20 protein-coding genes are annotated in these 23,635 nt (G+C 73.3%); 4 read left to right on the top strand and 16 right to left on the bottom strand.

What is annotated here, in order from left to right:
- Positions 1 to 19: 19 nt before the first annotated feature.
- The 7 genes from BCD48_RS37440 to BCD48_RS37410 form a co-directional block, all read right to left on the bottom strand.
- Positions 20 to 931 (bottom strand): ABC transporter permease, encoded by a 912-nt coding sequence (locus BCD48_RS37440; protein WP_071053127.1) that lies wholly within the window; start codon positions 929 to 931, stop codon positions 20 to 22.
- A gap of 94 nt (positions 932 to 1,025) precedes the next feature.
- Positions 1,026 to 2,255 (bottom strand): ABC transporter permease, encoded by a 1,230-nt coding sequence (locus tag BCD48_RS37435; protein ID WP_071053126.1) that lies wholly within the window; start codon positions 2,253 to 2,255, stop codon positions 1,026 to 1,028.
- Positions 2,252 to 4,312 (bottom strand): ABC transporter ATP-binding protein, encoded by a 2,061-nt coding sequence (locus BCD48_RS37430; protein WP_071053125.1) that lies wholly within the window; start codon positions 4,310 to 4,312, stop codon positions 2,252 to 2,254. The genes BCD48_RS37435 and BCD48_RS37430 overlap by 4 nt, the downstream gene beginning before the upstream one ends.
- Positions 4,313 to 4,452: 140 nt before the next feature.
- A complete protein-coding gene (locus BCD48_RS37425) occupies positions 4,453 to 5,538 on the bottom strand; it encodes a BMP family ABC transporter substrate-binding protein (protein WP_071053124.1) in 1,086 nt (361 codons plus the stop codon).
- A gap of 608 nt (positions 5,539 to 6,146) precedes the next feature.
- Complete coding sequence (locus BCD48_RS37420; protein ID WP_071053123.1) at positions 6,147 to 6,836, bottom strand: flavin reductase family protein; 690 nt, start codon at positions 6,834 to 6,836, stop codon at positions 6,147 to 6,149.
- A 44-nt stretch (positions 6,837 to 6,880) separates the two neighbouring features.
- Complete coding sequence (locus BCD48_RS37415; RefSeq protein WP_071053122.1) at positions 6,881 to 7,966, bottom strand: TauD/TfdA family dioxygenase; 1,086 nt, start codon at positions 7,964 to 7,966, stop codon at positions 6,881 to 6,883.
- A 196-nt stretch (positions 7,967 to 8,162) separates the two neighbouring features.
- Entirely contained in the window at positions 8,163 to 9,596 is a 1,434-nt protein-coding gene (locus BCD48_RS37410; protein ID WP_071053121.1) for an amidohydrolase family protein, read from the bottom strand.
- A gap of 370 nt (positions 9,597 to 9,966) precedes the next feature.
- Between BCD48_RS37410 and BCD48_RS37405 the strand changes: the two genes are divergently transcribed.
- A complete protein-coding gene (locus BCD48_RS37405) occupies positions 9,967 to 10,227 on the top strand; it encodes an antitoxin (protein ID WP_071053155.1) in 261 nt (86 codons plus the stop codon).
- Positions 10,224 to 10,652, top strand: coding sequence for a type II toxin-antitoxin system VapC family toxin (locus BCD48_RS37400; RefSeq protein ID WP_071053120.1), 429 nt, complete (start codon positions 10,224 to 10,226; stop codon positions 10,650 to 10,652). Before BCD48_RS37405 ends, BCD48_RS37400 begins: the two co-directional genes overlap by 4 nt.
- 78 nt (positions 10,653 to 10,730) lie before the next feature.
- Here BCD48_RS37400 and BCD48_RS37395 read toward each other — a convergent pair whose 3' ends face one another.
- From BCD48_RS37395 to BCD48_RS37355, 9 genes are all read right to left on the bottom strand, one after another.
- Entirely contained in the window at positions 10,731 to 11,954 is a 1,224-nt protein-coding gene (locus BCD48_RS37395; protein WP_071053119.1) for a hypothetical protein, read from the bottom strand.
- Entirely contained in the window at positions 11,951 to 13,015 is a 1,065-nt protein-coding gene (locus tag BCD48_RS37390; protein ID WP_083419786.1) for a class I SAM-dependent methyltransferase, read from the bottom strand. Before BCD48_RS37390 ends, BCD48_RS37395 begins: the two co-directional genes overlap by 4 nt.
- A 65-nt stretch (positions 13,016 to 13,080) precedes the next feature.
- Positions 13,081 to 14,226 carry an acetamidase/formamidase family protein gene (locus BCD48_RS37385; protein ID WP_071053117.1) on the bottom strand — a complete coding sequence of 382 codons (1,146 nt, stop codon included), beginning with the start codon at positions 14,224 to 14,226 and terminating at the stop codon, positions 13,081 to 13,083.
- Complete coding sequence (locus BCD48_RS37380) at positions 14,223 to 15,491, bottom strand: aromatic ring-hydroxylating oxygenase subunit alpha (protein WP_083419785.1); 1,269 nt, start codon at positions 15,489 to 15,491, stop codon at positions 14,223 to 14,225. Before BCD48_RS37380 ends, BCD48_RS37385 begins: the two co-directional genes overlap by 4 nt.
- Positions 15,492 to 15,572: 81 nt before the next feature.
- Positions 15,573 to 16,997 carry an amidohydrolase family protein gene (locus BCD48_RS37375; protein WP_071053116.1) on the bottom strand — a complete coding sequence of 475 codons (1,425 nt, stop codon included), beginning with the start codon at positions 16,995 to 16,997 and terminating at the stop codon, positions 15,573 to 15,575.
- 3 nt (positions 16,998 to 17,000) lie between these two features.
- Entirely contained in the window at positions 17,001 to 18,215 is a 1,215-nt protein-coding gene (locus tag BCD48_RS37370; protein ID WP_241842304.1) for an acetylserotonin O-methyltransferase, read from the bottom strand.
- A 143-nt stretch (positions 18,216 to 18,358) separates the two neighbouring features.
- On the bottom strand, positions 18,359 to 19,402 hold the full coding sequence (locus BCD48_RS37365) for an alcohol dehydrogenase catalytic domain-containing protein (protein WP_071053114.1): 1,044 nt from the start codon (positions 19,400 to 19,402) through the stop codon (positions 18,359 to 18,361).
- A 515-nt stretch (positions 19,403 to 19,917) separates the two neighbouring features.
- A complete protein-coding gene (locus BCD48_RS37360) occupies positions 19,918 to 20,763 on the bottom strand; it encodes a CLIPPER-2 domain-containing protein (protein WP_131804179.1) in 846 nt (281 codons plus the stop codon).
- Between the two features lie 459 nt (positions 20,764 to 21,222).
- Positions 21,223 to 22,002, bottom strand: coding sequence for a L,D-transpeptidase (locus tag BCD48_RS37355; RefSeq protein ID WP_241842303.1), 780 nt, complete (start codon positions 22,000 to 22,002; stop codon positions 21,223 to 21,225).
- Positions 22,003 to 22,506: 504 nt separating this feature from the next.
- On the opposite strand from BCD48_RS37355, the gene BCD48_RS37350 reads away from it, so the two are divergent.
- On the top strand, positions 22,507 to 23,010 hold the full coding sequence (locus BCD48_RS37350; protein ID WP_071053111.1) for a VOC family protein: 504 nt from the start codon (positions 22,507 to 22,509) through the stop codon (positions 23,008 to 23,010).
- Positions 23,007 to 23,507, top strand: a complete 501-nt coding sequence (locus BCD48_RS37345) for a nuclear transport factor 2 family protein (RefSeq protein ID WP_198543557.1) — start codon at positions 23,007 to 23,009, stop codon at positions 23,505 to 23,507. Before BCD48_RS37350 ends, BCD48_RS37345 begins: the two co-directional genes overlap by 4 nt.
- Positions 23,508 to 23,635 lie beyond the last annotated feature (128 nt).

Here is a 23,635-nt window from a genome sequence, read left to right as displayed (position 1 = left end):
ACGCGGATCCGGCGGCGGCTTAGACGATGCCGCGGGTGAAGGGCTTGCCGAGGGCGGCGGGCTGGCGGGTGCGGCGGACGACGAGGACCATCGCGGCCAGCGCCAGCAGATAGGGCGCGGCGATCAGCAGCTGGCTGTTCAGCTTCACGCCGACGGCCGGCAGGGCCAGGCGCATCGCGTCGGCGAGGCCGAACAGGGCGACGCCGAGGATCGTGCCGCGCAGCCGCCAGGCGCCGAAGATGACCGCGGCGATCACCAGGTAGCCGCGGCCAGCCGTCATGTTGTCGTTGAACGAGCCGACCGCGCCGACGGCCAGGTGCGCCCCGCCGAGCCCGGAGAACAGGCCGCACCACAGCAGCGCCTGCCGGCGCCGGATGTTGACCCGGATGCCGGTGACGTCGGCGCCCTGCGGGTTCTCGCCGACGGCGCGTAGCTCCAGGCCCCACCTGGTCCGCTCGACCAGGTACCAGGTCAGCGGGATGAGCCCGAGCAGCAGGTAGACCGGCCAGCGCTGGACGAACAGCGGCTCGCCGATCAGCGGGATGTCCCGCAGGACCGGGATGCTGACCTGGGCGACCTGGTGGCCGGTGAGGTCCATGCTCTCGTTGAAGAAGCTGGTCGCGCCGAGCGCGAGCACGTTGAGGGTGAGCCCGACGACGAAGGTGTTCACAGCGAGCCGGTGTGACGCGTTGCCGTGGACCGCGCCGATGACGAGGCCGGCGATCGCGCCGGCCAGCAGCCCGAGCGTCGCCGAGCCGGTCGCCGACGCGGTCGCCACCGCGGTGAACGCGCCGGTGATCATCATTCCTTCGATGGAGATGTTCATCGTCCCGGCCCGCTCGGCCAGGTACTCGCCGCAGGCCGCGAACCCCAGCGGCGCGGCCAGCCGGATCGCGCTCGACAGGATCGTCGCGCCGTCGTCCAGGATCATCGCCGCTGCCCCTCTCTCCCGTCGCTTCGTTCGCCGCGGCACGCTCTGCGCGCGCAGCATGCGCCGCAAGCACCGCGCCCGCCGCGCCCGCCGATCACGCGCCGGCCCCGGACGGAGCGGCCTGGGCGGAGGTGGCGGCGGCGGCCTGGCGGCGGCGGTCGGTGGCCGACCGCCACAGGGCCAGCAGCGCCGGCGGCAGTACGAAGGCGAACACGAGCAGCGCCTGGGTGATGTCGATCAGGTAGGCCGGCACGCCGGTGGAGGCGAGCACGCCGCCGCCGGAGCGCAGCGCGCCGAACACCAGCGCGGTGACGACCGCGGCGATCGGGTTGTCCCTGGCGACCAGCGCGACCAGCAGGCCGTCCCAGCCGTAGTTGTCCGACATCCCCGGCTGCAGCCGGTAGACCTCGCCGGTGAGCACCACCCCGCCGGCCAGGCCGGAGAACGCGCCGGACAGCACGAGCGCCAGCCCGCCGAAGGTGGCCTCGCGTACGCCCGCATGCCGAGCGGCGAGAGGGTTGTGGCCGAGCATCCGCAGCTTGAAGCCCCAGCGGCTGCGGGCGAGCAGCACCGCCACGACGATCGCGAGGCCGACCGCGAGGAAGGCGCCGAGGCTGATGGTCAGGCCCGGGTAGTCCCCGAGGGTGGGCAGCCGGAACGACGGGGCGAGCGCGTTGGACTGCGGCGCGACGACCTGCCCGCCAACGCGGGTCTCCTGCAGCAGCCAGGGCTTGCTGACGACGAAGCTGACCAGCTGCTCCGCGATGAAGATCATGAGCAGGGTGCTGACGACGACGTCGACACCGCGCCGGTAGCGCATCACCGCGGGGATCGCGGCCCACAGCGCACCGCCAAGCGCCGAACAGACGAGCGTCAGGGTCAGCACCAGCGCCGGCGGCCCCTGGGTGCGCAGGCCGATGTACGCGCCGACCGAGGCGCCGATCAGCATCTGCCCCTCCTGGCCGATGTTGAACACGCCGGCGCGGCTGCTGATGCAGGAACCGATGGCGACGAGCAGCAGCGGCGTGGCCTCGAGCAGGGTCTGGCTGAACGCGCCCGGCGTGCCGACGCTGCCGTCGAGCATCGAGGAGAACACCTCGCCGGGAGTCCCACCGACGATCGCGACCAGGCCGGCGGTGATGCCGAGCGCGGCGGCGACGGTGAGGACGGTGACGACCGCGACGGCGAGCGGTGAGCTGCCGGAGCGGGTCGGCGCGAGCAGCGCCCTGGCCGCGCGGTCGACGGAGCCCAGCGGGCCGCCGGAGCGGGCGGCGCTGGCGGAGGCGGCCGGGTCCTTGGGGCGGGACGGGGTCTGGACGCTCATCGCCTGCTTCCCGTCGCGCCGGCCTGGATGGTGGATGCCCGCCCGCCGGCCGGGGCCAGCGCGGTCGCCGCGCCTTCCCCGTCGCCGGTGCCGGTGCCGGTGCGGACGGTGGCGTCGACCGAGCCGGTGCCGGTCGAGGCGGGACCCGCCGAGGCGGGGCCGGCGGCGCCGCCGACGAGCAGGCCGAGCCGTTCGGCGTCGGCCTCGTCGGGGGCGAGCTCACCGACCACCCGGCCGGCCGAGATCACCACGATCCGGTGCGACAAGGCCATGACCTCCTCGAGTTCGGTCGACACGAGCAGGACCGCGACCCCGCGGGCGGCGGCGGCCCGCAGCTCGGCGTACATGCCCTCGATCGCGCCGACATCCAGGCCCCGGGTCGGCTGGGCGGCGACCAGCACCGCCGGCCTGCCCGCGAGCTCGCGGGCAAGCACCACCCGCTGCTGGTTGCCGCCGGACAGGGTGCGCAGCGGCGCGTCGAGCGACGAGCAGGAGATCGCGAACCGTTCCGCGAGCTCGGCGGCATGCCGCAGCTGACGGCGCCGGCTGATCAGCAGTTTGCCGCTGACGGGCCCCAGGTCGGTCATCACCAGGTTGTCGGCGACGCTCATGTCCAGCACGACGCCGGAGCGGTGCCGGTCCTCGGGGATCACGCCGACACCGGCGGCGTGCAGCGCGCCGGGCCTGCGCAGGTCAACGGCCTCGCCACCGACGCGCACCTCACCGCGGTCCGGCACGATCAGGCCCGCGAGCACGTCGCCGAGCGCGGACTGCCCGTTGCCCTCGACGCCGTACAGCCCGACGATCTCCCCGGCCCGCAGGCCGAGAGCGAAGCCCTCCAGCAGCGGCGCCCCGCGCAGCGCGCTCACGGTGACGCCGTCCAGTTCGAGCACTGCCGCACTGTCCCGAGCCGCGCGCGCGGCGTCGCGCGTCGCATCGACGGCAGCGGCCTGGGCCGTGGCCGTCTCGGTGACGACGTCGGTGGCCGTCACCTCGCCCGCCGCCGTGGCCCCGCTGGCGGCAGGGTCCTCGCCGCCGACGACCTCGGCACCGGTCTCGCCGTTCTCGCCCGTGCCCAGGATGACCGGGGCCAGGCCGAGCGCGGCGGCCTCCTCGCCGAGCGAGACCTCCCGGCCGACCATCTCGCGGGCCAGGGTGGCCGCGTCCGTGCCGGCGGTCGCCCGGCGGGCGACGACTCTGCCGCGGCGCAGCACGGTGACGCGATCGGTGGCGCCGAGGATCTCGGCCAGCTTGTGGCTGATCAGCACGACGGCCTTCGCCGGCGGGTCGCCGTCGCTGTCGCCGGTGCCGTCACCGGCGACAGCACCGTCCCGCGCCGCGCCGTCGCCGGTGACGGCGCGGCGCAGGACGGCGAACAGGTCCCGGGACTCGGCCAGCGAGAGCACCGACGTCGGCTCGTCGAGCACGATCACGTCCGGGTCCCGGCGCAGGCACTTGATGATCTCGACCCGCTGGCGCTGCCCGGCGGACAGCGAGTCGACCCGGGCGAGCGGGTCGACGGTGATGCCGTAGCGCTCGCCGACGCGGACGACGTCAGCGCAGGCCTCGTCGCGGCGCAGCCGGCCGCGGCGCCCGTGCGGGCCAGCCAGCCAGCCCCCGCGCGTCTCCTGCCCCGCGGCGAGGGCCGGGCCGCCGCCGCGGCCGTCGCCGAGGACGACGTTCTCCCAGACGGTGAGCGCGCCGACCAGGCTGAAGTGCTGGTGGACCATGGCGACGCCGATCCCGGCGGCGACGTGCGGGTCAGCCACGTCGACCGGGACGCCGTCGCGCAGGATCACGCCGCTGTCCGGGCGGACCAGCCCGGACAGCACCTTCATCAGGGTGGACTTGCCGGCGCCGTTCTCGCCGAGCAGCCCGTGGATCTCGCCGCGCCGGACGGCCAGGTCGACGCCGTCGCAGGCGACCACCTGGCCGTACCGCTTCGTGATACCCCGCAGCTCGATAGCCGGGGCAGTCGCGGCCGGCGGAGCTCCTCCCGGACCCGGGGCTCCTCCCCGATCGGCGGCCTCCCAGATCGGCTCGATCGGCTTCGCCAATCGGGCAGGGACCCTGGATCCGGCAGGAACCCTGTCTCCGGTCCGGGAGGTCGGGCTGGGCCGCGCGGACCGCGGGGGCTGCGGGGGCTGTGTCATCGTCGGTTTCCGCTCCGTTCCCAGCGAGCGCTGCTCGGCGGTCCTCAGCTGGCGAGCTTGGCGACCTCGTCGGCCGGGACGATCTCACCCGAGCCGACCTTGGCGATGAAGTCGGCGACGGCCTTGTTCTGCGCGTCCGTGCCCTTGCAGATCTTCACGGTCGGCACGGCGTCCTTGCCCATCTGCCACTTGCGGGTCTGGCCCATCTTCAGGTCGCCCGTGGAGAAGGCCTTGAGCGCGGCGGTGAAGTAGTCGCCCGGGCTGAAGATGACCGACACGGCGAAGTCGGCCGTGGGGTCGCCGCACCGGTCGGTGCCCGGGGTGAGCGAGGGCACACCGTGCTCGGTCGCGACCTTGGCGGCGGCGTCCGTCGCGCCGCCGAGATACGGGTAGAGCATCTGCACGCCCTGGTTGATCTGGGCAAGCGCGGCCTCCTGTCCCTTGGCGGAGTCGTCGAAGTCGCCGGTGTAGGTGGCGACGACGTCCGCGTTCGGGATGACCATGCGGATACCGGCCTTGAACGCCTTGTAGGCGACGACGGAGAAGTCCAGCTCCGGGCCGGTGACGTAGCCGGCCTTGGTGGCGCCCTTGTCCTTCATCAACAGACCGGCGGCGTAGCCGGCGGCCATCAGACTCTCGTTCGCGTCGTCGGTCGAGGTCGAGATGTACTGGGTCTGCTCGACGCCCTGGCCGGCGGCGACGTACCAGTTGGACTTGGCGCAGACGGGCTCGGCGGCGACCGGGATCGCGTCCTTGAGCTCGCTCGCGCCGACCGCGACCAGGTCGACGTTCTGCCGGCACATGTTGCGGGCCGCGGTCGCCGCGTCGGCCGGGTTGAGCTTGTCCTGGGTGATGACCTTCCAGCCCTTCTCGTCGGCGAAGGTCTTGGCGGAGGCGACGAAGCTCTCGTAGTAGCCGTTGTCGTTGGTGTCGCCGGGGCTGAGGATGCCGATGACGACCTTGCCGTCGCCGTTCACGTCGGGCTGCTTCGCCGCGGCGGGGGTACCGCTGGCCGCGGCCGTGGTGGTGTCCGCCGAGTTGTCGCCACAGGCGGAGACCAGGAGCATCGACAGGGCCGCGGCCCCGGCAGCGAGGGCGGCCGTGCGTGGGCGCAGAGACCTAACAGTCACGTCGTACCTTCCGCGAATGAGCTGGTGAAAGATCTTTATGTCGCGGCCTACGACGTTGTAGGGCCGCCTCCGCCGGGATCCGTCGCGCCGTGGAGGTGGATGCAGTTGTCGTTCCGGTGGGTCGGCCCGTGTCGGCATCATCGCCACCCCACGGTGGCTGTGGCGACGTCGAGCGTTGTTCTAACTCCGCGGTGTGTCCGGGTTGTGGCATGGGGATGGCCGATGCTCGCATCTGCGGCCCGTGATCCGACGGGCACAGGTTCGTGACACTGGTCGCTTCCCGACGATCCAGCCGCGGCGCTCGCCACCCGCGGCCGGCTCTCGGCGCCGGGCTCGTGACCGGCCCGCCGGGCGAACCAGCCAACCGGCAAACCGGCCTGCCGGCGGGATCAGCCCGGCGGGTCCGGGCGGGCCTCCACACTGCCCTGAAGGCTAGACGGGCGCGCGTCGCGCTCCCATGTGCCTTGGGCACCAACCGTTCCGGGCGGTCCCGGCCGCCCCCCGGTTCGTTACATGGACCTGTCCCGATCGCCATATGCCGGCAATCTTCGGGCGGGCCGCCGCCGCGGCCGTCGGCCGGGCTCCGTGCCGGCCTGCTCTGGCCGCCGCTACACCGTGCGCGCCGTCGGCATCCGCGCCGCGGGCGGGATCACCTCGGACGGGTCGTAGGGGGTCCGGTCAAGCTCGATCATGGACTCGGGCTGGGCGACCACGAACCAGGGAAAGCCCAGCCGGCCGACGGCGGGGATCTTCGTCGGGTCGATCCGGTGCGGCTCCGCGAGCAGCTCGTCGTCGACGACGACGCAGATCACCTCTGCGAGCACGAGGTGGATGCCGGCGAACGGCTCGTCCGGGTCGCCCCGGTCGATGATCTCGCGGACCCGGCACTCCAGCTGCGCCGGGCTGTCCGCGAGCGACGGCGGCGCGACCCGCTGCGACGGCTTGAGCTTCCAGCCGACGAGGGCGGCCTCGTTCACCCCGGCCGGGTACTCGCGGGCGATCGTCTCAAGGTGCTCGGCGAGCGGGGCGGTGGCGACGTTGATGACGAACTCGCCGCTGGCGGCGAGGTTCGCGAACGTGTCCTTGGGCTGCGGTGTCGCCTCCCGGCGGGTGCCCATCGTGATCGCGACCGTCGGCGGCAGCCCACAGACCGGCATGTAGTAGCTGTACGGCGCGACGTTGACGGCGCCGTCCGCCGACATCGTCGAGATCACCGCGATCGGCCGCGGTACCACCAGCTGCGACAGGATCCCCTGCCGCTGCGCCGGAGTCCGATCGGCAAGGTCGATGACGGGCATGCGTCTCCTTTCTGGTAGGCCCGAGAACTGGTGGGCCCGCGGTCCTAATCGCCCCAGCGCTCGCGGATGGTGGCGGCGTCGGCGATGCGGAAGCGACCGGTGTCGTCGCCGGGGCCGACCTGGCGGGCGTCCGGCGCGGCGACGACGACGTGCTTGCCGAACCTGGGCACCAGCGGCCGGTCGACGTTGCGGCGCAGCCAGATCCGCAGCAGGTGGCGCTGGTGCGCCCGGTCGGGGCCGTTGACGAACTCGGTCCGCGAGTGCAGCGCGGCGTAGTTCAGCAGCCACTGGATGTCGCCGGGCTGGAAGTCCATGTCCAGGGCGACGCCGGGCTCGTAGGTGATCTCCTCGACGAGTGCCAGCAGCTCCTTCTGCGCCGCGGTGAGGGGCGGTACGCCCGGGTAGCGGTGCGCGGACTCGATCATGTCGCCGCCGGCGTACATGCTGAACGTGCCCTGGGTCCAGCTGACGATCGGCGAGGTGTAGGTGTCGGCCGGGGCGTTCGGGTCCTGGCGGCGCCAGTCGTAGTGCCAGGGCTCAAGCAGCAGCGGCGCGAGGTCGGGGCGGCGGGCGAGCACCTCGTTGTAGACGGTCGCGCCGCTGACCAGGCTGGACAGGCCGCCGGCGGCCGGCGGGCGCAGGCACATGAGCGCGACGGCGTCGGAGCTGTCGGAGTGGAACGGCAGCTTGTCGCGGGTCCGCGACGGCAGGCCACCCTCCAGGTACTTCTTGTTCGAGACCCCGACGATGTGGTCGAGGACGTCGCCGAGCAGGTTCTGCCGCATCGGCTCGCCGAGGTGCAGCGCGAGGAGGTAGAAGATCGCGGCGGCCAGGGCGTCGTCGTAGTCATCCATCCGCAGGCCGCGGATCAGCACGAAGCCGCGGCCGGAGTCCAGGTCGGCGCCGAAGACGCGGACCGCGCCGGCGCATACCGGCAGCGGGTACTCGGCGGCGGTGACGAACCGCAGGTCCGGGTCGTCGGCGACGAACCGGCGGCCGGCCTCCTCCAGCTCGGCGACCTGGTCGCCGCTCAGCCGGAAGATCCACTCGTCGGTCCTGGACAGCTGGTCGCCGCGCCAGACGAACGGCCCCCGGACCGGTTCCAGCGTCGGCGAGGTCGTGGTGCTCATGGGTCGGTCATTCCCTTCCACGGGCGAGGGTTTGGGCGAAGACCTGCGGAGATACCCGACCGAGGCTTCTCGATCACGAGACTCTCCGCATCGCGAGTAGCCGAGGAGTAGTACGCGGGCGCCGCTGCCCGGCCGACCTGAGCGAGGCCGCGCATGCGTCCGCGCCGGGCACGCGTCCGGGCGGGCATGCGGCGGGCTACTCGCCGGCGGCGAGCGGCCAGGAACGGGGGATCTCGATGCCGGCGCGGGAGAGCAGGGACGCGGAGCGCTCCCGCGCCCACGCCCACAGCTCACCCTCGTCGACGGTGGTCACATGGCCGTCACGGACGACCGGGCGGCCGGCGACGAGCACGTCGCGGACGGTGTGGGTCGGCGCGTTCCAGACGAGCTGGCGGGCATGCTCGCCGAGCGGCACCCAGGCCGGGTCGTCGGTACGGAAGACGACGAGGTCGGCCTGCCTGCCCTCGACGAGGGCACCGGTCACCTCGCCGAGCCCGATCGCCTCCGCGCCGCCGACGGTGGCTACCTCGAACGCCTCGTGCGCGCGCAGCGGCGGCACGCCATCGACCGGTGCGTCCTGGGACAGGCCCGCGAGCAGCCGGGCGGCGCCCAGCACGTCGACCCGGTCGCCGGCGTTGTGCGCGTCGCAGCCGAGCGCGAGCCGCCCGCCGGACCGCAGGAACGGCACGTGCCGCCCGGCCCTGGTCAGGCCCTGGCCCAGGCGCAGGTAGGCCCACGGGCAGCAGGCGACGGCCGTGCCCGTCTCGGCGAGCGTCGCGATCTCGCGTTCGGACATCCAGACGGCGTGGCCGAGCAGCAGCCTCGGCCCGAGGACGCCGAGCTCGGCGAGGTGCTCGGCCGGCCCGCGCCCGCTGCGCTCGGCGTAGGCGTGCCGGTCGTCGACGCTGGGCGCCAGGTGCATCGTGAAGCCGGTGTCCAGCTCCTCGGCGAGCTGGGCGGCCCCGACGAGCAGCTCATCGCTGGCCAGGTAGTGCCCGACGAGCGTCACCCAGCCGGTGACCAGCCCATCCCCGCCCGCGCCGGCCGGCGGGAACGCGCGGATCACCTCGGCCTGGCGGGCGAGCGCCTCGCCGGTCGGCAGCGAGAACGGCACGTCCGGGACATCCCAGCCCCAGGTGCCGAGCGTCGCCCGGATCCCGGCCCGGCGCAGCGCCGCGCCGACCGTCATCGGGTGCGCGACAGTGCCCGGCTCGACGATCGTCGTCACCCCGGCCCGCAGCGCCTCGACCGCGGTCAGCAGCGCCGAGACCTCGTCGTCCTCGGCCTGGTGGGCGGCGTGCAGCGGCACCGCCCACTCGAAGATCGACGCCCGCGCGTCGATGTCATCAGGGATCGCGCTGCGCGCCAGTGGGTCCCCGGTGGTGTGCTGGTGCGCGTCCACCATTCCCGGGGTGACGACGCACCCCGTGGCGTCCAGCTCCGGCGTCCCCGGGAACGCCGCCCTGACGCCGGCGGCGGGCCCCACCATCGCGATCGTCGTCCCGCGCACCGCGACCGCCCCGCCGGCGACGACCCGCCGCCCCGCGTCCATCGTCACGACGTCACCGCCGATGACAAGCAGGTCAGCGCCCGGCGCCCGCGGACTCGGGCTGGTCGGCTCGGCTGTCATAGGCCGGATGCTAGAAACCACTCCCGCGAGCCCCTATGTGCTCGCGCCACAAGGCCGCGCCGGCGTGCTCACCACCAGCCGGACCATCGGGTGGCGATGCTCACAACCAGCGGGGCTCACAACCAGCGGGGCTCGCGGCCGGCGCGGTGGCGCGCTCAGGCTCCGGCCGCGAGCCGGTACGGTTCCGCCTCCGCCAGCCTGGATGCGAGCTGCGCCCTGGTGGTCACCCTAAGCTTGGGGAAGATCCGGTAGAGATGGGCCTCGACGGTCCAGATACTGTCTAACCTGCCACTGTCGGACACGACACGTCAGACCGAACAAGGTCCGGCGCATCTTGACACCTTGATCGTTAGGCATCATGATGACAGACATGCGTACCACCCTGACCCTCGACGACGACGTCGCGCGGCTCGTCGAGGACGCCGTCCACCGCGAGCGGCGTTCGATGAAGAAGGTCATCAACGACGCCCTGCGGCAGGCCTTGGCGCCACGAGACGCCCAGTACGAGCCCTATCGCCTAGTACCGCACGAGTCGGCCATCCGGCCTGGGTTCGACATGACCAGCCTCAGCCGGGTGGCCGACGAGCTCGAAGAGGAAGAGATCCTCGACAAGCTCCACCGCGCCTCGTGATCATCCCTGACGTCAACCTGCTACTGTATGCCGTCTTCACCGGCTATCCACAACACGCACGCGCGCGGGCATGGTGGGAACAGTCGATCAATAGTCACGCCCATATCGGCCTGTCCCACCCCGTTCTCTTCGGATTTCTGCGCATAGCCACGAATCCACGTGTCCACGCGTCCCCTATGGCCATCGAGGCCGCCGCCGGTTACATGCGCGGCTGGCTCGCACAGCCCAACGTGGAACTCTTGCCACCCGGCCCGAACCATCTGGAGACCGTGCTCGGACTGCTCCAGGACATCGGCTCCGCCGGCAACCTCACCACCGACGCCCAGATCGCCGCCTACGCCATCGAGTACCGCGGCGAGCTGTTCACCAACGACACCGATTTCGCGAAATTTCCGCGCCTAAAGTGGAGCAACCCACTGAAATAGGAAAGCCCGGGGCCGACGCGGCCGGTATGGCAACGGAAGTAAGCGGCGTTGGTGACCGCCGCGCCGCCGGGTGCCAGCCTAGGTGTCGTGAGTTGCCGCCGTGGTCAGGTGATGGGCGAGGGCGGCGGCGTGCAAGGTGGTGAGGCGGCCCGTCGTCGGGTCGGCGCCGGTGAGCCCGTCGACGAGCGTGGGCAGGCGGCGGCGCAGCTTCGCCGGCTGGGTGTCCAGCCGGTCGGCCACCGCGTCGAGGGTGCCGTCGGTCTCCAGGTAGGCCGACAGGAGGTCGACGCCGCTCGGGTCGAGGCCGGCGAGCGCCCGTTCCGCGAACGCCCGCAGCTTGGCGGCCGGGACACCCAGCAGGAGGCGTTCCAGGCCCAGCTCGTCGAACAGCAGCGTGGTCCGCTCCTGGTCCGGGGCACGCTCGTGGCTGGTGCGCAGCAAGGCGAGGACGGCGTCCGCCGAACGGAACGAGGCCGCCGTCTCCGCCGGGTCGACCGGGTCGCCGGGGACCGCGGGCCCGGCGGCGGCCAGCACCGCACGCGGCGAGCCGAGCTGGTAGGCGAGGTGGTTGCACAGGCGGGCGAGCTCGGCGGGCACGTCACCGGACAGCAGCGTCCAGGCCCGCTCGCCCTCGCGCAGCACCGGGAAGCCGATCGGCCCCCAGGCCACCGCCCAGGCGCCAGGATCCGTCCCCATGTACTGCAGTACGACTCCGGCGTGAGGGATGCAGACGTCCAGGCCGAAGCTCTCGGCGACCCGGACGAACTCGGCCGCCGGCCGGATCGCGCCGTGCCGGATGTCGTCGATGACGACATCCACCCTCCGCGCGCGGGCCGCCGCGTGTGCTTCCCGCCGGACCGCGACGATCGCCAGCGCGGTTCCGGCCGCCGCGACCAGATGGCAGGCACATGCGTCCGCGCTCTCCTCCGCGACCGCCTCTATGAGCAGGGCGCCGAGGTAGCGGTTACCCATCCGGACCGGATCCCCATGACCGCGCCATCCGTCGCGGCACACGACCGGGGCGTCCGCCCTCCCCAGCGCGTCGCTGAGGACAGGCCCGAGAGCCGGGCCGACCAGGAGCGCGGCCATGGCGACCGCGGTGCTGCCGCGGGCCGCCTGGCCGGCGGCGGGGTCAGAGGCGGTCGGTGCCGAGGCCGCGAGGAGGTTGCCCGTCATGTCGAGGAGGCGGACCGAGCGGCCGACGGCGCAGGCGAGCTGGGCCAGCAGCTCTGGCCATTCGGCCCCGTCGAGGGCGGCCGCGACGAGATCCGCCTCCAGCCGGGCCAGGTCGGGGCCTGTCATGACGGTGGCGCCTGGCCGGGCTCGGTGGCGACGACGACGAGCTGGCCGGGCAGCAGCTGACGGGTCGTCCACGGGACCAGGCCGACCTCGGCGAGCCAGGACAGCAGCGTGGGCAGCTCGACGACCTCGGCCTCGTAGGTGTTGGCGAGGATCGTGAGCGCCATCGACTGCGGCAGGCTGCTCTCCAGGTCGGGCGCGGTGGGCGGCTCGGCGGGGCGGAAGTAGTCGGAGATGACGACGAACCCGCCGGGGCGCAGGGCACCGCGGGCGCGCAGCAGCAACGCCTTGGCGAGGTCGGCCGACTGCAGGCCGATGACGTGGCCGATCATCACGACCGCCGCCTCGCCGATGGGGAGCACCGCGTCCAGGTAGCTGCCGGGGAGCACCTCCAGGCGGTCGGCGACGCCGTGCTCGGCGGCGGCCGCCTCGGCGAACGGGGTGATCGTCGGCAGGTCGACCGCGAGGGCGCGGGCGTGCGGCCAGGCGAGCAGCATGCCGATCGCCCACGGCGCCGCGCCCGCGCCGAGGTCGAGGACGAGCGCGCCGGGGCCGGGGTCGGGCAGCAGCGTGGCGGTGGCCCGGGCGACCGCCTGCTGGGTGGGGGCACTCGCGGCCGCGAGCCGGCCGTAGAACAGGCCGGCGTCGTCCTCGACGGAACGGGTCGGCCGGCCGCGCCGCAACGTCGCCGACAGCTCCGGCCAGGCCGTGCGCGGGCCCGGCGAGTGCCGGACCATCTCGACCATCGACAGCGGCGCGTCGCGCAGCAGGTAGCCGCGCGCCGCCGAGGCCAGCTCGAAGCGCCGGTCGCCGGTCGTCTTCAGCAGCCCGACGCTGACGAGGTAGTCGAGCACGACGGCGAGCCGGCCGGCGGCGACCCCGGTCGCCTCGGCCAGCTCGTCGAGGCGACGTGGCCCGCCGGCCAGCTCCTCGAACACGCCGAGGTCAAGCGCCGCGACCACCAGCCAGTACCGGGTGTAGCCGGTGATGACCTCCCAGACGGGCGTCGGCGGCCCAGCCGGAAACGCCAGCCCACCCGGCTGTGCCGTCCCCTCAGCGGTCATCGCCACCTCCCGTCCGCGCATCGTATGTACTCGCCCCACCGATCCCGCGGCACCGGCGGCTGTCGCTAAAGCGCCGGGAAGTCGCTCTTGCGGATCTTGCAGTGGACTCCCTTGACGTCGTCGACGACCTGGCTGACGGCGAAGTCGGCGGCGGCGGACAGGTAGGCCATCGCGTTCGCGCGGCTCATCCCGACCTTGGTGGACAGGAAGCCGATCGCCGCGCGGGTGGCCTTGCGCATCGCCTCGTCGAGGTCGCGGTCCATGCCGACGGGGATCCAGTACTGGTCGGTCTCGCCGAACGGCTCGCGCAGCGCGCCGATGACCCGGTCGGCATCGAGGCCCCTGAGCACGTCAAGGACGACGGTCGCCCGCAGCGGGGCCTCGAGCGCGGTGAGCGCGACCTCGCCGTCGCCCTGGGCGTAGTGCGGGTCGCCGACGTAGAACAGGCCGCCGTCGACCTGCACGGGCAGGTAGAAGGTGCTGCCGGCGCCGAGCAGGGCGATGTCGTGGTTGCCGCCGTGCGCGCCCGGCGGGACGGAACCCACCGCGGCGGTGGTGTTCGGCGCGACGCCCATGATCCCGAGGAACGGGGCGAGCGGGAACACCGCCTCGGCGTTCGGGAGGCCGGGGTTGCCGAAGGGCAGGACGCCGTAGTCGACGCCGCCGACGCTGCGGGTGCGGGCGAAGGTGAGCACCGAGCCGTAGCGCTCGGGGTGGTCCTTGTCGGCGTCGGGCTGGCGGACGGTGCCCTCGGGAAACTCGCCGGCCAGGCAGCCCAGGCCGTGGCGGTTGCTGATGACGCCGAACGTGGCGCGCAGCTCGAGGCCGACGACGCGCACGCGCAGCACGTCACCGGCCGTGGCGCCGTCGACCTGGATCGGGCCGGTGACGATGTGCGGGCCGGCGTCGAAGCCGTGCTCGATGCCGGACGCGGCGATCGCGACCTGGTCGGCCGGGATCTCCTCGGGCCGCACGCCGTGCGAGCCGAAGTAGGCGACCGGGTCGCGGCCCTGGTCCTCCATGACCCCCTCGTGGCTGACCGTGTCGACGGTGACCGCGGTGCCGGGGGCGACCCGCAGGACGGGCTCGGCCGCCGCGTTCGGCAGGAAGCCCCAGCGGACGGTTTCCGGCGTGGACGCGAGGAAGGCGGCGCCCGTGGCTGGGTTGCTGGTACTGCTGCTGGTACTGCTGCTGCTGACGGTGGTGGTCATGCGGCAACCTCACGGTCGGTCGGGTTGGAAACCGGCGCGAGGGCCGGGGTGTTGGCGCTGGTGCTGGCGCTGGTGCCCATGCTGCTGGACGAGACGCCTCGGCCGCCGCCGGGCCAGTTCTCGGTGTAGCGGCGCACCAGCCACTGGTTGAACTGCTGCTGCGCCTCCTCCAGGTAGGAATACCGGCCGCGCGGGGCGAACCGGCTGGTCAGGCCCCGCTGGACGCCGGTGGTCGCCATGACGTCCTGCGCGACGATGCTGTTCACGCCGGCCTCGGAGAGCTGGAACTTCTCCTCGAAAAGCCGGTCGCGCAGTGCCTCGGGGTGGAAGAGGTAATGCACCTCGACCTCGATGTGGCCGGCGTTCTTCGGCCGGATCAGGAAGTAGAACGCCTGGTCGGGCGCGACGCCGAGGCACAGCGTCGGCGGCACCAGCGCGAACGCCGCCCGCGACCGTTCCTCCTCCGTCAGCCCCGGGAAGATCGGCAGCAACGCCTTCTGCAGCGCGTTGAAACCGCCGTCGGGGAAGAGGAACCCGTTGGTCCGGGCGATCGAGGCGTCGTCCGGCTCGTATGGGAGGAACGACGAGCGGTTGGACGGGCAGAAGTCGTGCACGCCCGCGTGCAGCCGGCTGGCGTGGTAGCCGTCGTTGAAGTTCTCGAACATGACCTTCCAGTTCCACGGCATGGAAGGGCTCTCGAACGACTTGCGGGACACGCACCTGCCGAGCTCGTAGTGGGCGAACAGCTCGTCGAGCTTCGCCAGCCGCGGCGCGAGCGGCTCGGGATTCGTCCGGAGACTGGTGAAGACGAAGCCCTGCCAGGTCTCGACCGGCAGCGACGGCAGGCCCCACTGGGACCGGTCGAAGCCCTCGGTGCGGTCCATCTCGCGGGCGCCGACGAGGCTGCCGTCGAGGCCGTAGGTCCAGTGGTGGTAGGCGCACTTGAACGCCCGGCAGTTGCCCCGGCCCTCGGACACGAGCATGCCGCGGTGCTGGCAGACCGGGGAGAGCACCCGGACAGTGCCGTCCTGGCCGCGGACGAGGGTGAGCCGCTCGCCGATCATCTCGACGTTGACGAAGTCGCCGGGGTTCGGGACGTCGGACTCGCGGCCCAGGCAGAGCCACTCCTGGCCGAAGACGGCCTCCTTCTCGAAGGCGAAGAACTCCTCGTCCGTGTAACAGGTGGCCGGCAGGGTGCTGGCCTGGGACGTGGGCAGGACGGAGGCGGCGAAGGACTCCAGCAGCTGCGGGCTGAGCACCGTCATGGCATCTTCTCGCGTTTCGTCTCCACGCGTTTCGTGCACGCGCGCATCGTGAAATCGTCTACGGGTTCCGTGTCGAGACGGTTAGACCAAGGGCCAGCGGGCCTTGTTGGGGAGGCCCGAGCGGGCGGTGATGGCCTCGCCGGCGGCCTGCGCCTCGGCGTAGAGGCGGTCCTCGTCGATCGCCGTGTGGTGGTAGTGCTCGACGACCCTGCGGCCATCCACCCAGACGCTGTGGACGCCCCGGCCGTCGGCGGACCAGACCAGCTGGTTGGCGACGTTCAGCAGCGGGCGCCACTCGGGCCGGTCGGTGTCGTGCGCGACCAGGTCGGCCTTGCGGCCGGGCTCCAGCACGCCGATCTGGTCGGTGAGGTTCAGGCCGCGCGCACCCGCGAGCGTCGCCATCTCGAAGGCCTGCTCGGCGGGGAACATGGTCGCGTCGCGGCGGGCGTCCTTGAACAGGCCGGCGACCAGGTAGGTCGCCCGCATCAGGTCGGAGTAGTTGGACGCGTTGTTGCCGTCGGTTCCGATGGCGACGTTCACGCCCCTGGCGACCATCTCCGGGAACCTGCCGATCTGGGTGACGCCGTAGGAGACCTTCAGCGCCGTCGTCGGGCAGTGCGCGACGGACGTGCCGGTCTGCGCCATCAGGTCGATCTCGTTGTCGTCGACGTGGACGGCATGCGTCAGGATCACGTTGTCGCCCAGCACGCCGAGGTCGGCCAGATGTTCCATTGGGCGGCGGTTGTAGGTCGCGAGGAAGTACTCCGGGTCCAGATGCGCCGGGGACATGTGGAACGACAGGCCGGTGCCGCGCTCGCGGGCGAGCTCGGCCGCGGCCTTCCACAGGTCGTCGGTGCAGGTGGTGTGGCCGACGAGGATCGGCCAGGCCGACAGCCGCCCGTCCGCGACGCTCGCGAACCGGTCCAGCTCGTCGACCAGGCCCTTGACCGCCTCGTCCGTCGTCTGCCGGTAGACCTCCGGCTCCGGCGGCAGGTCCCACGCCCAGCGGCCGACCCGGCCGCGGATGCCGGTCTCGACCAGCCCGTCGACGACGGCGTCGAGGAACCGGATCGTGCCGGCCTCGAGAAACGTCGTGGTGCCGCTGCGCAGCATCTCCAGCGCCGCGAGCTGGCCGGAGATCCGTTCCTCCCGCTCGGTGTGATGGGAGTACAGCGGGGTGAGCCAGACGAAGACATTCTCGAAGAACGGCGTGTCGTCCGGGACGTAGCCGCGGGTCAGCGGCTCGCCGGTGATGTGGATGTGGGTGTTGACCAGACCGGGGGTGAGCACGAAGCGCCGCCCGTCGACCAGCTCGCGGGCACTGAACGCGGCGAGCACGTCGGCGGTGCGCCCGACAGCAGCGATCGTGTCGCCGTCGATCGCCACCGCGCCGTCCCTGATCACGCGGCGCTCGGCGTCCATCGTGACGACGAGAGCCCCGGAGATGATCGTGTCGACCTGGCGGGGAGCGGCTCCGGCGGCGGACGGGGGCTCTTCGGGCGGCATGCGTTACTCCCGGCTGTCAGACGGTGGAAAGACCGACCCGAGGGGCCGTAGCCCGGGCCGCGGGACAGGCTGGGCGCCGGCCGTGCCGGCCGCCCCAGCCGCGGCGGCGGGGCTGAGGCCGCCGGGCCGGGTCGCGGTGAGCACGGTCTGGCCGGGCAGCGGCATGTAGGTCGCCCCGGGTGTCAGCCCGGCGCCGCGCGCCCAGTTGTGCAGGTCCGCGGCCCGGAACGCGCCCTGGCCGCCGGTGGTCGCCAGGATCGTCAGCGCCATGAGCGTCTCGGTGGTGGCCGCGGACGAGGGCACGTCGGGGCGCGGGTAGTCGGCGACGACGAGGGTCCCGCCGGGCCGCAGCGCGGCGGCGGCACGGGCGACGAGGCGGCGGGCGGCTTTGCGCGGCTCGGTCCGCAGCACGTGGCCAAGGATGACGACATCCGCGCCCCCCACCGGCAGCTCCACCCGGTGGAAGCTGCCCGCGACGACGTCCAGCCGGTCGCCGACGGGGTCCGCGGCCGCCGCCTCCCGGGTGACGTGGACGACCTCGGGCAGCTCGACGGCGAGCCCGCGGGCGTCCGGCCAGGCGTCGAGGAACGCCAGCGCCCATGGGGCCGCGCCGGCGCCCAGGTCGACGACCAGCGCCTGGCGCCCACGCGGGGCCGCGAGCTCGCGCGCGACGGCGGCGGCGGCGACCCGCTGGATCGGCGCCGTGCCGCGCGCGAGGTCCGGGTAGAAGGCGCCAGGGTCGTCCTCCACCCGGGTGCTCGGGGCGCCGCGGCGCAGCGTCTCGGCGAGCTCCGGCCACCGCTCGTGCGGGCCGGGCGCCTCCCGGACCAGCCTCGCCATCGACCGCTGGCCGCCCGCGAGCAGGTAGTTCGCCGCGACGAGGCCCAGGTTGTAGACGAGCCGGCCCGGGCCGGCGGCGTTGTCGGACGACGCGGACGGCGCGGGCGGCGCGGGCGGCGGCTGGGACTCGGCCGTTGCCCCCGCCCCCGGAACGTCGGGGGCGGCGGTGAGCAGTTCCATGGCGACCAGCGCGTCGGCGAGCAGCCCGGCGCGATGGACGTCGACGCCGACGGCCTCGGCCAGCGCCGCCGCGTCGAGCGGCCCGGACGCGAGCGCCTCGAACAGGCCGAGGTCCAGCGCGGCGACGAGCGCCCAGTACCGCCGGAAGCCGTGGATGATCTCCCAGACGGGCGCCGGCGTGGGCGGGGCCGGCGGCATCGCCGGCGGCCGCATCGCTGGAGGAGACGGGCTCGGCCGCCACCCTGACGGGGGGTTGGGGGCGACCGAGCCCGCGCTCTGGGGGGCGGGAGCGGACGAGGGCGTCGGAGGGGGCACGGACGTCGGAGTGGAGAAGGATTCCGTCACGGCCGTAGCAATACCTTGCCGACCGCCCGCCGTTCCTCGAGGCGGGTCTGCGCGGCGGCGGCCTCGGCGAGCGGGAACTCCGCGTCGACCGGCGTGACGAGGCCGCCGCGCCAGTAACGTTCCAGCACCTCGGCGAACTCGCGCGCCGGGTACGGGCCGGAGCCGAGGAAGCGCAGGCCGAAGTGGAAGGCGTACTCCAGCGGAATCGTCACCTCGGGCCCCGTGGTATCGCCGACGAAGACCAGCCGGCCGCGCGGTGCGAGGCTGAAGATCGACGCTGGCCAGGTCGCGGGACCGACATGGTCGAGCACCATCTCGACGCCCCGGCCGCCGGTCGCCTCCCGCACCGCCGCGATGACCTTCTCGCTCGGCGTGTGCGCGTCGGCGAGCACGAGGTGGTCGGCGCCGATGGAGCCCGCGAACGCGAGCTTGTCCTCGCTGGAGGCGGTGGCGATGACGGTCGCGCCGAGCTGTTTCGCCAGCTGGATCGCCGCGAGGCTCACGCCGCTGGCGGCGGCGTGGACGAGCACCGTCTCCCCCGCGGTGAGGTTGCCGGTGGCGCTGACCGCGTGCCAGGCGGTGGACCAGATCGTGGGGACCAGCGCCGCCTCCGCCAGCGGCACATGGTCGGGGACGGGGTAGGTGTTACGCGCCGGGACCTTGACGTACTCGGCGTAGCCACCGGGGGCGGTGGCGCCGACGACCCTGGCGGCGGAACAGTAGCCGTCGTCGCCGGCGAGGCAGGCCGGGCACTCCCAGCACGACATCGCCGGGTTGACGACGACCCGGTCGCCCGCGGCGACGGTCGTGACGTCCCGGCCGACGGCGGTGACGATGCCGGCGACGTCCATGCCGGCGATGTGGGGCAGGGTGAAGCCGGGGATCTTGGCGGGGCCGCGCCGCTGCATGACGTCGAGGTGGTTCAGGCCGCAGGCGGCGACCTGGACGACGACCTCGCCGGGCCCCGGCGCCGGGTCCGGGAGCGACGCGACCGCGAGCACCTCGACGCCGCCGAACCCGTTCTGCACGACCGCCCGCACGCCCGCCTCCGCTGTCGCAGTGATGCACCGGGCCGGGCCGCGGGTGCGCGGCGCCCGTGGTCACGCCTCGTCGCGCGGCCCGGTGAGACAACCGCCGCCAACGCTTCGTTGTGGCGCCCGCAGGCGCGACGGAGAACGTCTCGCGTCGGCGGGGCCAGGCGTTGGCGACTGCGGAGAACGTAGGCCGCCGCCGGCGGCCTACCGATGTGCCCGGCGCACAAACGCACCCGGCGGCCACTGGGCGGGGCGCGCACCAGCCAACGCCGAGGCCGAGATCGCTTAGCACGCCCGAAACGCGCCGGGCCACAAGCGCGCCCGCCGGAACGCGCCGACGACGGCCGTCGACAACGACAAGGCCCGGCGCGTCACTGGGACGCGCCGGGCCATATCCATGTTCAGGATCCAGGTTCAGGAATGCCAGCCCCACCGGCCAGTCCGGGAGGGCCAGGTCGCGGCGGCCGGACGGCGGCTCGGCTGTGGTTCAGCCGAGCCACAGCTCTGGTCTCAGCCGTGGCTCAGCCGGTGACCTGCACGGGGGCGGCACCGACCGGGCTCACTCCGGCGGGTGCCGCGCCGGCACCGACCGGGACGGCTCCAGCGCCGGCGGGACCGGCCCCCGCAACGGGAGCGGCGCCCCCGACCGGGGCAGCACCCGCGACAGGAGCAGCGCCCCCGACGGGGGCAGGCGCGGGTGCGGCGGCCGGGGCAGCGGCCGGCGCCGGGTCGGGCTCCGCCACGGGCCCCGACTCGGCCGCCTTGCCCTCGGCCACCGAGTCGACGGGGAGTGACTGGTCGGGGCCCGTCGGGGTGGAGCCGGCCGTGGCCGTGTCGGGCTCGAGGGCGGGCTCGGTGGCGGCCAGCGGGGCGCTGGGCTTGTCGTCGGGGATGGTGAGGTTCGCCGTCGGTGAGGTGACCGTCGTGCCCTCCGACTCGACGATTCCGGTGGCGGTCGCGACGTCGGTGATGAATGACTGGTCGAAGTCGGCCTGGGTCGTCACGTAGGTGGCGGTGCAGGTCTTCGACGCGCCCCTGATGAGCGGCCCGTCGGGGCAGACGATGGGCGACAGACCGGCATGCGCATCCTGCACGGCCACGCCGTACAGCGTCTTGTCCCCGTTGTTCGTGATCAGATAGGACAGGGTCAGCGTCTGGCCGGGACCGGTGAAGGACGCGGGCTGGGACGACGTGTCCAGGGCAAGCGGGTATGTCGTGGCATCGGCGCTGGCGGCGTCCGGGCCGAGGATGATGACCGCCCCGGTCGTGGCGACGAAACCGGCGAACGCGAACGCGGCGGGCGCCGCCAGCCTCGTGGGCAGAAAGGACAACCGGGCCCGCGGCCCGGACCTGCCGGCAATACGCACTACAGCTCCTCGAACTCCAAGCCCGGCGCGCCGGCGAGATGTCTCGTCGGGGCGTACGGCGGGACGCGGCGGGCAATACTCTCCGCACACAAGAGTTACACAAAGTAATCGGTTAGCTACATGTAACCGGCCGGCGTGTCGGCGTCGTTGGCCGGAAGGTCGCTGGCGCGACCGCCGGCCACGACGCCGTGTCGGGCGCTGGGGCGCCCTCCCGGCCCGGTTCCGGGGTTGACGGATATGGCCGGGGCTGGTGTGGAGCCGGATCGGGATGTGGTTGCGCTGGTCGTGCGCCAATGCGCCGTCACCAGCGGTGGCCAAGATGCGCTGTCACCAGCAAGGTCGCTGCCGCTGCCGCCGGCCGCGGCGCCGTGTCGGGCGCCAGGGCGCCCTCCCGGCCCGGCTCCGGGGTTGACGGATATGGCCAGGGCTGGTGTGAGGCCGGGTCGGGATGTGGTTGCGTTAGAAGACCGGGCTGCCGGAGATCGTGATGGGGGAGCCGGCGGGGACAGCGCGCAGCGGCGCGAGGTCGGACAGGTGCAGGCGGACGCAGCCGTGCGAGACCTGGGCGCCGCTGTCGCCGATCTCGGCGTCGGCGCCCAGCGGGCCGTGGACGCCGACGATCGCGTCTCCGGAGGAGTCCCAGTCCGTGATCGACGTGGAGTGCGCCGAAGTCACCAGGATGAAGTCGCCGTAACCGGGCCCCGGCGGCGGGGCGAACAGGGCCAGGAAGAACTCGCCCGTCGGGGTCGGGTCGTCCGGCGTGCCGACGCCAGCCGGGGCGTCGAGCGTCACCTTCCCGTGGTCGAAGAGGCGCAGCCGCTTCGCCTGGACGTCGATCGCGATCCGGTAGGAACTGCTGACCAGCCGCGCGTCGGTGGCGCGGATCCACGCGGTGGAGAAGTTCGGCCGCTGCGCGACGCGGACCCGCAGCCAGCCGGGCCGGCTGTCGATCAACGGCAGCGCCGACGGCGCGCCGCGCCACGACCCTGGCACCACGCCGTCGCGGGCGCCCTCGTCGGGCGCGGTGAACCGCGGCACGTCGTGGGACAGCTGGGCGATCACCGTGACGTCGGGCGGAACGGTGGCCCCGTCGGCGGCGCCCGGCTGCGGTGTGGCCCCCGGCGCGCCGTCCAGCAGCCCTCGGGGCTGGTCGGCCCGGCCGACCACCAGGATGAGCGCCACCAGCACGCCCGCGGCCATCGACAACGCCGCCACCGCGAGCCCCGATCTGGTCCTCATGCCCGCCTCCCTCATGGCCAACGGCTCCTCCACGTCGCGCCGTCTAGTAATCATCCAAACACGTATAGCAACGCACGCGGTCATCCTGAGCCGGGCCAGGCGGGTCACCGCCGCCCCGGAGCAGAACCGGCGCCGGGCAACGGCCGTCGATGACGGGAGAAGCGGCCACCGTGAGCCGTATCCGCCGAGCGGGTGGGAGGCGTGGCGGCTGGGGGATTTGTGCCGACAGCACATCGGTCACACCGAGCCGTCGTTCCTAGCATTCCGGCGAGACAGTCGGCCCGCCAGCGGCGCCGGGCCGGCCGCCGCGGCGCGGACTCGCACCCAGCTGCCGTGCCGCGCCGCGCGCGGGGTACAGCAGGTACAGCAGCACTGACCAGGTCCGCACGCGGGTTCTCGAACTCGACTCCGCCGAACCATTCAGGCCCGCCCGCCAAGGCGCGGCCTGACAGAGCCGACCGACCGGTGACGACGAGCACCGGCCGCTTCAGAGGAGTGACGCCGGTGACCACCGACGCGACGCACACCGCGGTATCCCCGTCGGGGACGGGCGGCTCCGGGATCAGCCAGCCTCGCTGGACGCACATAGCGCTGCCGAGCGGCGACCTCGACAAGTCGATCGAGTTCTACACGACCATGACGCCGCTCGTCGTCGTCGCCACCCGCGAGGACGCCGACGGCCGCAACGCCTGGCTGTCCAACCCGGGCCAGTGGGAGACGCCGTTCGTCCTGGTGCTCTCCGCGTTCAACTCGGCCGCCGGCACCCAGCAGGGCATCATGAAACCCTTCGCGCACATCGGCATCGAGGTCCCCAACCGGGAGGACATCGACGCGATCGCCGAGAGGGCCCGTGAGAACGGCAGTCTGTGGTGGGAGCCGCGGGACATGCCCGACCCGATCGGCTACATCTGCGCGGTCCACGACCCGGACGGCAATGTCGTCGAGTTCAGCCACAACCAGCGCGTCTTCTCGACCGTCCGCAAGTTGTGGGGCCCGGAGCCCTCGTGACGACCCGGGCCCCCCGCCCCGACCGGGCCGCCAGCGCTGGCACGGGCATCGGCATCGGCGTCGGCGTCGACCGGACGGACGGCGCGGGTGACGCGAAGGACGGCGCGGTACCGGAAGCCGGCTGGAGTGGGCTGCCGGCACCGGCCGCCGCCTACGTCGCCGCGATGAACGCCTGCGACCCGGACGCGATCGCCGCCTGCGTGACCGTCGACTTCCGCAACGAGCACGCCTCGACGCACGGCCGCGGCTGCGTGGGACGGGCGGCCTACCGGGAACGGCTGCCGGGCTTCCTGGCCGCCTTTCCCGGCCTGCGCTACTCCCCCGACCCGGACCAGGCGCCGGTCGCCGCCGGCGGCCGGGTGGCCATGCCCTACGTGATGACGGCGGCGCTGCCGGCCGGCCCGCTCCGGCTGCGCGGCCTGTGGCTGCTGACGCTGCGGGACGGGCGGGTGGCGGCCCGACTCGACTACTGGGACAGCGGCGCCGTCCCCAGGTAGTGGGCGCGCGCGGTGAAGCACACGCCGGGCGAACAGGACGCCGAGTGACGCACCTGGCCAGGCGGGCCGATGTGAGAATGCCGTCCCGTCGGCATGACGGCGTCAGCACCTGAGTTTGCGTGCGATCC

Source organism: Pseudofrankia coriaricola (genome assembly GCF_001854805.1).
Classification (GTDB): Bacteria; Actinomycetota; Actinomycetes; order Frankiales; family Frankiaceae; genus Pseudofrankia.
Note: the sequence above shows the minus strand (reverse complement) of the source record. Positions and strands in the feature narration are given on the sequence as shown.

Bases quoted from the DNA above. Each gene is read 5' to 3' on its own strand.
- BCD48_RS37390 (WP_083419786.1), bottom strand. From the start codon at position 13,015: ATGACCGCTGAGGGGACGGCACAGCCGGGTGGGCTGGCGTTTCCGGCT.
- BCD48_RS37405 (WP_071053155.1), top strand. From the start codon at position 9,967: ATGCGTACCACCCTGACCCTCGACGACGACGTCGCGCGGCTCGTCGAG.
- BCD48_RS37380 (WP_083419785.1), bottom strand. From the start codon at position 15,491: ATGACGGTGCTCAGCCCGCAGCTGCTGGAGTCCTTCGCCGCCTCCGTC.
- BCD48_RS37375 (WP_071053116.1), bottom strand. From the start codon at position 16,997: ATGCCGCCCGAAGAGCCCCCGTCCGCCGCCGGAGCCGCTCCCCGCCAG.
- BCD48_RS37355 (WP_241842303.1), bottom strand. From the start codon at position 22,002: ATGAGGACCAGATCGGGGCTCGCGGTGGCGGCGTTGTCGATGGCCGCG.
- BCD48_RS37410 (WP_071053121.1), bottom strand. From the start codon at position 9,596: ATGACAGCCGAGCCGACCAGCCCGAGTCCGCGGGCGCCGGGCGCTGAC.
- BCD48_RS37385 (WP_071053117.1), bottom strand. From the start codon at position 14,226: ATGACCACCACCGTCAGCAGCAGCAGTACCAGCAGCAGTACCAGCAAC.
- BCD48_RS37415 (WP_071053122.1), bottom strand. From the start codon at position 7,966: ATGAGCACCACGACCTCGCCGACGCTGGAACCGGTCCGGGGGCCGTTC.
- BCD48_RS37370 (WP_241842304.1), bottom strand. From the start codon at position 18,215: ATGCCGCCGGCCCCGCCCACGCCGGCGCCCGTCTGGGAGATCATCCAC.
- BCD48_RS37395 (WP_071053119.1), bottom strand. From the start codon at position 11,954: ATGACAGGCCCCGACCTGGCCCGGCTGGAGGCGGATCTCGTCGCGGCC.
- BCD48_RS37420 (WP_071053123.1), bottom strand. From the start codon at position 6,836: ATGCCCGTCATCGACCTTGCCGATCGGACTCCGGCGCAGCGGCAGGGG.
- BCD48_RS37435 (WP_071053126.1), bottom strand. From the start codon at position 2,255: ATGAGCGTCCAGACCCCGTCCCGCCCCAAGGACCCGGCCGCCTCCGCC.
- BCD48_RS37440 (WP_071053127.1), bottom strand. From the start codon at position 931: ATGATCCTGGACGACGGCGCGACGATCCTGTCGAGCGCGATCCGGCTG.